This window comes from Lapidilactobacillus achengensis (assembly GCF_003946655.1).
GTDB classification, from domain to species: Bacteria; Bacillota; Bacilli; order Lactobacillales; family Lactobacillaceae; genus Lapidilactobacillus; species Lapidilactobacillus achengensis.
Genome location: NZ_RHOV01000037.1, coordinates 1 through 7,658 on the forward strand (window position 1 = coordinate 1; position 7,658 = coordinate 7,658).

Consider the following 7,658-nt stretch of genomic DNA (forward strand, 5'->3'; position numbering starts at 1 on the left):
TCCTGAGACCAAGAAACTCCTTTGGGGTGGACATTTGTGGGCGCCAAGCTATTACATGGGGACACTCGGCAACATGTCAAAAGAGACGGTTGCCAACTATATTCAAAATCAGAGAACAGAAAGGGGCAAGGCGGGACGACCAAGCAAGCTAACTAGCGTTAGCAAGTGCAGGCTTTCCTCCTCTGACTAAAATCAGAGGTTTCCCGCCCAAAATTGTAATGAAAGTTAGTCGATTTCAAGCGTTTAGTGATGGTGTTTTTGCTATTCTGATTACGATTCTGGTATTGGAATTTCGTCTGCCGGATTATCAGAACGGCCATTTACTGTCCGCGCTATTACATCAATGGCCATTGCTGCTGTCATATAGTTTTTCTTTTTTCTATGTGGGCACTTTGTGGTTATTTCATCATGATTATTTCAGTTTGCTGCGGCGCCTTGATCGCGGGATCAACTTGCTGAATTTGTTATTGTTGTTCAGTGTTAGCCTGATCGATTATCCGACAAGTCTGGTCGCGACTACTCTAACCAGTGGAAATTCAGCGGATCTGCGAACGGCCTTTATTGTTTACGATCTGGTAGCATTGTTTATTTCCGCTACTTTCTCGGTGTTGTATCGCTATTTGCAAGATCACCCGTCGTTGCAACAAAAAGGGATCAAACCAGAATTATTTCGAGGTATCCGGTTTGATCCATTGCGGAGTGTTAGCATCTATTTATTGGCGATCGGCGCCACATTCTGGTCCCTTTGGCTGGGCGCCGTCTTGCTGGCTGCAGGAATTATTTTCCACTTTATTGCTTACTTGCATCTTAGTCGGCAAATGGGCCAATTGGAATCGCTTGGGGATTAGTCAGTGTCATCAGCCCGGTTGTTGTCGAGATCGTTGCCTGAATCAGTGTCTAAATCATTACCCGAATCAGCGCTCGTCGTTGTTGGCGTGGCGCGGGTCACACTGAACCAATTCATAAAGCCGTGATCGATTTCCAGAAGTTTGAAATCAAAGGGGCCGATCGTTGTGACTGAACCCACGGTAATATTGGGATAGTTTTCCATGAAGAAACCACCGACTGTGATAATGTCCGATTCTTGAAAAATGGCTAATTTATTGCGGAAGTAGCGCTCGAAATCATAAAGGGTGGTTTTGCCACTGACTTTAACGGTGCCATCGGGCTGTTTGATGATGTATTCATCGGAGACGTCGTCGATCTCATCGTGGACCGAACCGAAAAGCTCTTCATAAATATCTTTATCGGTCACGATGCCGCTGGTGCCGCCGTATTCATCGACAACCACCACGATCGGTGTTTGCTTCTTGATCATTAGGTCGAGGATTTCGTGGATCGGCATGCTTTCAGGCACGGTGATCAGCGCGCGTAAGATCCGGCTGATGCCCAGATTGCCATCGTTCTGGTCTTGTTGCACGATATCGTGGGCGTAGACATAACCGACTAAATTATCCTTGTCATTGTCGCGAGTGACCAACAGCCGGCTATACCCTTCGGACAAGTATACGTTCAGGGCCTCGTGAACCGTTTGTCCCACGTCAAGGACGGTCAGTTGGGTGCGGTCGGTCATGATATCCTTGGCGACCCGATCATTCAAGTCGAAAGCTCGTTCCATATAAAGTAAGTCGTTTTTGTCCAAACTGCCACCGGAAACGGCGATCTTGGACAGATTAAGAATCTCCGCTTGGGAGAAAACTTCATTTTCCTCTGAGGCGACTTTCATTCCAAAGAGCCGCACGATGCCGCTGGCTGAAGTATTCAATAACCAGACAAACGGGTAGAAAATCAGATGGAACCAGTAAAGCGGCGTTACAACGACCATCAAAACGCGTAACGGCATATCGATACTAATGTTTTTCGGAACGATCTCGGTTAGAACGACTTCTAGATAAGTCAGTAAAACGACCCCAATAACGGCGCCTAAAATATTAAGCGTCTTGCCAGTGGCGAAATGGGTCCAACCGAGGAAATCGATCAATAGTTGCTCAATGGTCGTTTCGCCGATCCAACCTAGAATGATCCCCGTCAGGCTTGTCCCGACCTGCGTTGTTGATAAGTACTCATTGAGGCGCTGGACCATATGTAACGCGCGGGCCAGTTTGCGTTGATTTCCTTCGTGCTTGGCCAAGAGTTCCTCGATTTGACTTGGTCGAGTTTGGACCAAAGCAAATTCAGCCGCCACAAAGAACGCCGCGACAATAAAGGTTATTAAAATGATCAATAGATTGGTGGAAATCGTATTTGTATTCAAAATCAAGCCCCGCTAGGATGAAATTATGATGTTGCTTGCCGTTGGATCGCCAGTTGCTTTTCACTGAACGGACTACCGGTAGTGATCACGTTGCTGTTACCTTTACTTCTATTCTAGCATTTTTTGCGGCGCTGTCATGGGTCAGGCCATCAGAAACTGAATCTGTCCCCAGGAAAAAAGGACATCCTGGGTCGATCGCGCTGGCGTTATGGCGCTATAAGCATGATTTTTGCCCGCCGGCATCGTGTTTTGGTTGCCTGGCGTTATAACGGAGGCTATAATAGAAGCAGACGATCTATTGATAAGTTTGTGATGGGGTGAATGAAATGCAAGAAGAGGCACAACAACCATATACACCGGCAGAGTTGGCCGCGTTACTTCATATCAGTGTACCAACCTTACGGAAGTATTCTTTGCTGATCGAAAAGGTAACGGGTAATAGTCATTATTTTACGCGGAATCAACAGAATGTTCGGGCATATTCTGAAAAAGATCTCGCGTCACTAAAGGAACTCGCAGAACTTAGTAAGCAGCCGAACATGACCTTACAGGCAGCGGCGGAACAAATCTATCGCCCAGTCCAATCGCAAATCATTACCGGGCTGAAGAAGAAACCAACGCCGGTGGCCAACACCGAACAAAATCCCGCGGGGACAGGAACGCTGATTCGCCAGCTGGTCGATGAACTTCGCTCAACGCAGCAACTGGTCACAAAGCTGGAACAGCGCGTTGCTAAACTTGAGGCTCAGCGCGCGCCGGCAGTTGGGGCAGCTAAAGTAGCCCGGGTCAGCGCCACGCTTGATCCAGAGGTAGACTCACGGCGCACCATGAAAGAACCGGCACCGCGAGTGGCACCATCACCGCAAACCACCATCAGGCCAACGACTACGGTCATCCCGCCGGCTGCAACGAAACCAGGCTCGGCGTCATCCTCGGAAAAGCCAGCGCCAACAACAGTCCCAGATCCCGTTGCGTCAAATGCTAGTCAGTTGAAGTTCACGGAACCTTTGCCAAGTGATGATCCCACGGCCGCTTCCGATGCGACCCATCATTTGGTTTATCAAGATGAGCCCCAGCCGGCTGATCCTGGTGTCAAAGTCTATGACAAGCCCCATGATTTGGCGGCGATGCAAATACCAGCCGAGAAGAAACAATCTTGGTGGCAGAAGATTCGCAGCAACAAGTAGGTACGCCACCGGCCAAGATGACAAATAGATAACAAAAACAACAACGTGACGGCAATTTGGTCACGTTGTTTTTACAAGTGGGGATTTACTTAAGGAATATGATATGATGACGACTCAACCGAATTTAAATCAACCTGGAACAATCGCGGTGGCTCTCATGGCCACAACGATCGCGGAATTGACCCAGCAATTGCGACAGCTACAAACCCTCACGGTCCGGCAACCACTAGTGATTGAGTGGCGGCTGGATGCGTGGCATGATTTGTCGGCCTGGTCGGAGTTGGCCCAAGCCAATCAGCAAATCAAGCAAGCCTGTCCCGACTTGCCGCTATTGCTGACATGGCGGACGGAACAACCGGGGCAGCCTGAGGTCAGTAGTGACCGCTACCAGGACCAAATGACGGATCTGATCGAGCATTTACATGGGGATCTTTGGGATCTGGAGGTTGCGCAAACAGCGGCCTTGGAGCCGCTGCGTCACTTGCTAGGTCCCACGATGCCAATTGTGTGGAGCCAACATTTCTGGCAGCCACAAACTCGTCAACAACTTCAACTTGCCTTGGTCCACGCCCAGACTTGGGCCGCGCCAGCCGATTATCTTAAAGTCGCCACTTGGGCTGCAAGTCCAGCGGATTGTCTGGCCTTGTTGGAAGCGACTTGGTGGGCACACCAACGACTGGCGCCGGCGTTGATCACCATGGCTATGGGTCCAGCGGGCCAAATCACCCGTGTTTTAGGACCGCTTTTCGGCTCTGCTTGGAGCTTTGGCGCCCTGACTGCAGTGGGATCTGCGCCGGGTCAGTTACCCTTACGCCGTTTAGACCAACAGTTGACCACGTTGACTGCCGCAATGAAAGGAAAATAACCAATGAAATCCACGAAATATCTGTTGTTCCTGCTTGTCCCCATCTTACTGTTGACTGGTTGTCAGCCGCGATCCAATTCTACAACCAAGGATTCCAGCAGTCAGTCCAGCACAGCCAAGCAAACCAAGACCAGTTCTAAGCAGGCCACAGGTAAAACGAACGCCAATGTTACGGCGCCAACTGCTCTGGCCCAGGTCCCCCTAGCCGGGATCTGGCACAATGATGACGGGGTGACGTTTACTTTCGACAATCAGGGTAAGTGGTCCTATGAGACTGGAACGGATGCTAAAATCAGCGGGACTTATCAATTGGCTGGTGTGGTTGGACGTGATGTCTTATTGAAACTGCATGGATTAGACCAAGACATTGGCTCGATCGGCAACTATCTCTGGCTGACTTTTGCTAAGGATAAACAGACAATCGATCTCGCTGGTTTTGGCAAGTTCCAACTGAAGGACAGTGCACTTGATCTTTCCGCGGAGATTCGGATACCCCACGCGTTCACCGCGAAACCGCAGGCGCTCAAAGAACTGTTAGTTGGGACTTGGATGAATACCGACGAGAATGCAGTCAATGCCATCACCATGAATTTTGATCCTAACGGTAGTTATCAGCGCTATCTGAGTGCGAACGGTCAAGTCGAGCAAGGGACTTATCGCGTTTCCCAGAGCCACAACGCCACCAACCAGGTGCAGATCAAGTTACTGACCAGTGCCGGGCAGGAGAAGATCCTGAAATTCACGAAGAATGGGGATCTGTCACAGTTGACCAGCGTTGATGATCCAGCAACAACCTACGTCAAGAATCTTGTGCCCCAATCAGCCAATTGATTCTTTGGTCTTGCAATTTAGTAAACCGTCAGGCGATCAGCTGGCAGAAGGATGTTTCGGACGGTCCTTCAGCTTGGTGATCGCTTTTTGATATTCTTGATCGATCTCAACGTCGGCGGGGGCCTCGCGTTGCCGAGCGGCTGTTAAGAAAGCAACTAATTCGGGATTACGGTACTCTGTTAATTCCACAACGGCCCAAGCGGCGGTGGCCCGCATAACTGGACGGACATCGTGCTCGATCACGGCCAACAAATGAGGAATCGCACTACGATCACGCAGATTGACCAAGGCAATCACCGCATTTCGTTGCAGTGGTTTCTTCCCGCGCCAGGAACCAGCCAAGGGACCAAACTTGGTCTTGAAGGTCTTGTTGGTCATGGTCAACAGAGGCACCAATTCCGGCATGGTTGCCTCAGGATCTGGTTCCATTTCAGGATGGAAGTGGAAATTCTTTCCTTGATTGAAGGGACAAACAATTTGGCAAATATCGCAACCATAGATCACATTACGAATCATGGGACGAAACTCGGTGGGCATCAACCCCTTCGTTTGTGTTTGGTAGGAGAGACAACGTTGCCCATTTAGGCGGCCATCACCTAGCAACGCTTGCGGCGGACAGGCGGCGATGCAACGCTGGCACGTGCCACATTGACTGGCTTGCGGTTGATCTGGCGTAAACGGAATATTGGTGATGATCTCACCTAAATAGACATAGGAACCAAATTCCTCGGTGATCAGGAGACCATTACGGCCGATGAATCCCAATCCGGCTCGTTGGGCCACGGCTACGTCGATCAGCTCACCGGTGTCGACCATCGGTTTGAAATGCCAGTCTGGGTCAGCCACAGCCAACGTTTTGATCGCGGTGATCAACTGGTTCATTTTGTCCCGGAGAATTTCATGATAGTCGTTGCCCCAAGACGCCCGCGCGAACTGGCCCCGCTTATATGTCGTTCGAGGTGGACGGGTCGCCATTTTGGTCGGATAGGCGAGCGCAATAGCAATGATCGAGCGCGGCTGGTCAAAAATCAAAGCGGGATCCAGCCGCTCATCTAAGTTCTGATGTTCAAAACCAGTCGTGTGACCGGCCGCCTTTTGGGCCAGCAAACTTGGCCGCAAATGCTCGAAATCCGCGGCAGTGGTGAAGCCGATCTTGTCGATCCCGATCGCCTTGCTGGCAGTGATAATCGCTTGTTTCAAGGTGTTTGTTTCCATTTTGTTCAGCCCTCTCTTAATCTTGACCTCGATGGCGGCGGGCCAACTCGGGCACACGCCGTTGTAGTAAAGGCAACAAATAACGATTCATTAACCAATAGCCAATGGCGGTTGCCAGACATAAAGCACCATCAAAGGCCAGCCCCTGGGCATAATATACCCAGAAATGGGGTAAGTGATAGAAAGGCACGTTTAAAAGCGCATTCCAGAACCCGAAGCTGAACGCTAATAAAGCGGCAACAAAAGTTTGCGCCCAGCGTTTGTCTAACCAATCAAGATGGAGCGCGCCCCACCACAACAGAAAAATCAAGGTATAGGCCAGTAGCTGAAACAACGTCCAGGGACCGACACCAGTACGCAAGTTGCTGGCCAATACTGCAACCAGCATCACCAACCAGCCAGAGGAGAAGCCGGCGAAATCAATCAGGAGCAGATAGAACGCCACCGTGAAAGAGAAGTTGGGCAAGGGACTGGTGATTAAGCCGAGAATGACAGCCAAGGCTGCCATCATGGCGAGAAATGCAATTCTTTTTGCAGGAAGATTGACCATGGGACCATACTCCAATCGAAGACAAATTAATTTGGTAAAAGTGGGGACAAAATTTGAAGTTTTCCGGTTTTTAAGGTACAATAAGAAATGTAAGTAGAGCGAACAAACGTATCTGAACAAAAACGCCAAAGGGAAATCTGTTTACCAGCCCACACTTCACAGTTTGTTCACACAATCTTCATAATTTATTCATACATAGTTTCGATCAGCGGCGCGCTTGCGGCGCTTTTTTTGTGCGCCGATTCGTCACGAGTCGCGGCCAAGTAGCCCTGATCTGACTGAATTATAGCATATTTGTTAAGATGGGAAAATCCGGTCAACCTTTGGTCACCCCAGGCTCACCCGCCGATCTCGAGGCTCAAGGGACATGGTTGCGGTTTTAAATTATTGGGGTTGGCCGATAATTCTTCCCCAAGAGTTCTAGACCGTCTTGTTAACACAAAAAGGTATCGATGCCTCCAAGTGCGCTACTTTAAGTGACTGATCCGAAGACCGGCGAGTTGGGGATCGCTGTCCCGATTTGATGACACCCTTAATTTACCGGGAATTCTAGACCCGGAATTACCGATCCAAGCGAGTCATCTTCAAGATGCGCGGCCGGAAGTTCGGCTCTTTGTCAACTGGTGTTGAAAGATAGTTTTTATTCTTCGAGGATTTCTCAGTAATGAGGAATCTTTTTGTTGTTGTATCGATTAGTTGAATGTGATCAGTGCGAGCATCACTTTATTTGAATTGAGTGTAACCTAAATAAACATA

The 7,658-nt window shown here is 49.5% G+C and carries 8 protein-coding genes; 5 read left to right on the forward strand and 3 right to left on the reverse strand.

Annotated elements, in window-relative coordinates:
* A partial coding sequence (locus EKM94_RS12690; protein ID WP_225422233.1) for a transposase occupies nucleotides 1–190 on the forward strand: 190 nt, incomplete at its 5' end.
* Between the two features lie 28 nt (nucleotides 191–218).
* Complete coding sequence (locus EKM94_RS11900) at nucleotides 219–848, forward strand: TMEM175 family protein (protein WP_125602306.1); 630 nt, start codon at nucleotides 219–221, stop codon at nucleotides 846–848.
* On the opposite strand, the gene EKM94_RS11905 is transcribed toward EKM94_RS11900, so the two are convergent.
* Complete coding sequence (locus tag EKM94_RS11905; protein ID WP_125602309.1) at nucleotides 845–2,254, reverse strand: hemolysin family protein; 1,410 nt, start codon at nucleotides 2,252–2,254, stop codon at nucleotides 845–847. The two genes, EKM94_RS11900 and EKM94_RS11905, sit on opposite strands and share 4 nt — an antisense overlap.
* Before the next feature lie 326 nt (nucleotides 2,255–2,580).
* On the opposite strand from EKM94_RS11905, the gene EKM94_RS11910 reads away from it, so the two are divergent.
* The 3 genes from EKM94_RS11910 (at nucleotide 2,581) to EKM94_RS11920 (ending at nucleotide 5,137) form a co-directional block, all read left to right on the forward strand.
* Nucleotides 2,581–3,441 (forward strand): MerR family transcriptional regulator, encoded by an 861-nt coding sequence (locus EKM94_RS11910; RefSeq protein ID WP_125602311.1) that lies wholly within the window; start codon nucleotides 2,581–2,583, stop codon nucleotides 3,439–3,441.
* A gap of 103 nt (nucleotides 3,442–3,544) precedes the next feature.
* Nucleotides 3,545–4,306, forward strand: coding sequence for a type I 3-dehydroquinate dehydratase (locus tag EKM94_RS11915; protein WP_125602313.1), 762 nt, complete (start codon nucleotides 3,545–3,547; stop codon nucleotides 4,304–4,306).
* 3 nt (nucleotides 4,307–4,309) lie between these two features.
* On the forward strand, nucleotides 4,310–5,137 hold the full coding sequence (locus EKM94_RS11920; protein WP_125602315.1) for a hypothetical protein: 828 nt from the start codon (nucleotides 4,310–4,312) through the stop codon (nucleotides 5,135–5,137).
* A 36-nt stretch (nucleotides 5,138–5,173) separates the two neighbouring features.
* On the opposite strand, the gene queG is transcribed toward EKM94_RS11920, so the two are convergent.
* Entirely contained in the window at nucleotides 5,174–6,352 is a 1,179-nt protein-coding gene (queG, locus tag EKM94_RS11925) for a tRNA epoxyqueuosine(34) reductase QueG (protein ID WP_125602318.1), read from the reverse strand.
* A 16-nt stretch (nucleotides 6,353–6,368) separates the two neighbouring features.
* Complete coding sequence (locus EKM94_RS11930) at nucleotides 6,369–6,902, reverse strand: hypothetical protein (protein WP_125602321.1); 534 nt, start codon at nucleotides 6,900–6,902, stop codon at nucleotides 6,369–6,371.
* Nucleotides 6,903–7,658: the final 756 nt, after the last annotated feature.

Coding starts and splice junctions, on each gene's coding strand:
- EKM94_RS11915 (WP_125602313.1), top strand. CDS start 3,545: ATGATGACGACTCAACCGAATTTAAATCAACCTGGAACAATCGCGGTG.
- EKM94_RS11900 (WP_125602306.1), top strand. CDS start 219: ATGAAAGTTAGTCGATTTCAAGCGTTTAGTGATGGTGTTTTTGCTATT.
- EKM94_RS11920 (WP_125602315.1), top strand. CDS start 4,310: ATGAAATCCACGAAATATCTGTTGTTCCTGCTTGTCCCCATCTTACTG.
- EKM94_RS11910 (WP_125602311.1), top strand. CDS start 2,581: ATGCAAGAAGAGGCACAACAACCATATACACCGGCAGAGTTGGCCGCG.
- EKM94_RS11930 (WP_125602321.1), bottom strand. CDS start 6,902: ATGGTCAATCTTCCTGCAAAAAGAATTGCATTTCTCGCCATGATGGCA.
- queG (WP_125602318.1), bottom strand. CDS start 6,352: ATGGAAACAAACACCTTGAAACAAGCGATTATCACTGCCAGCAAGGCG.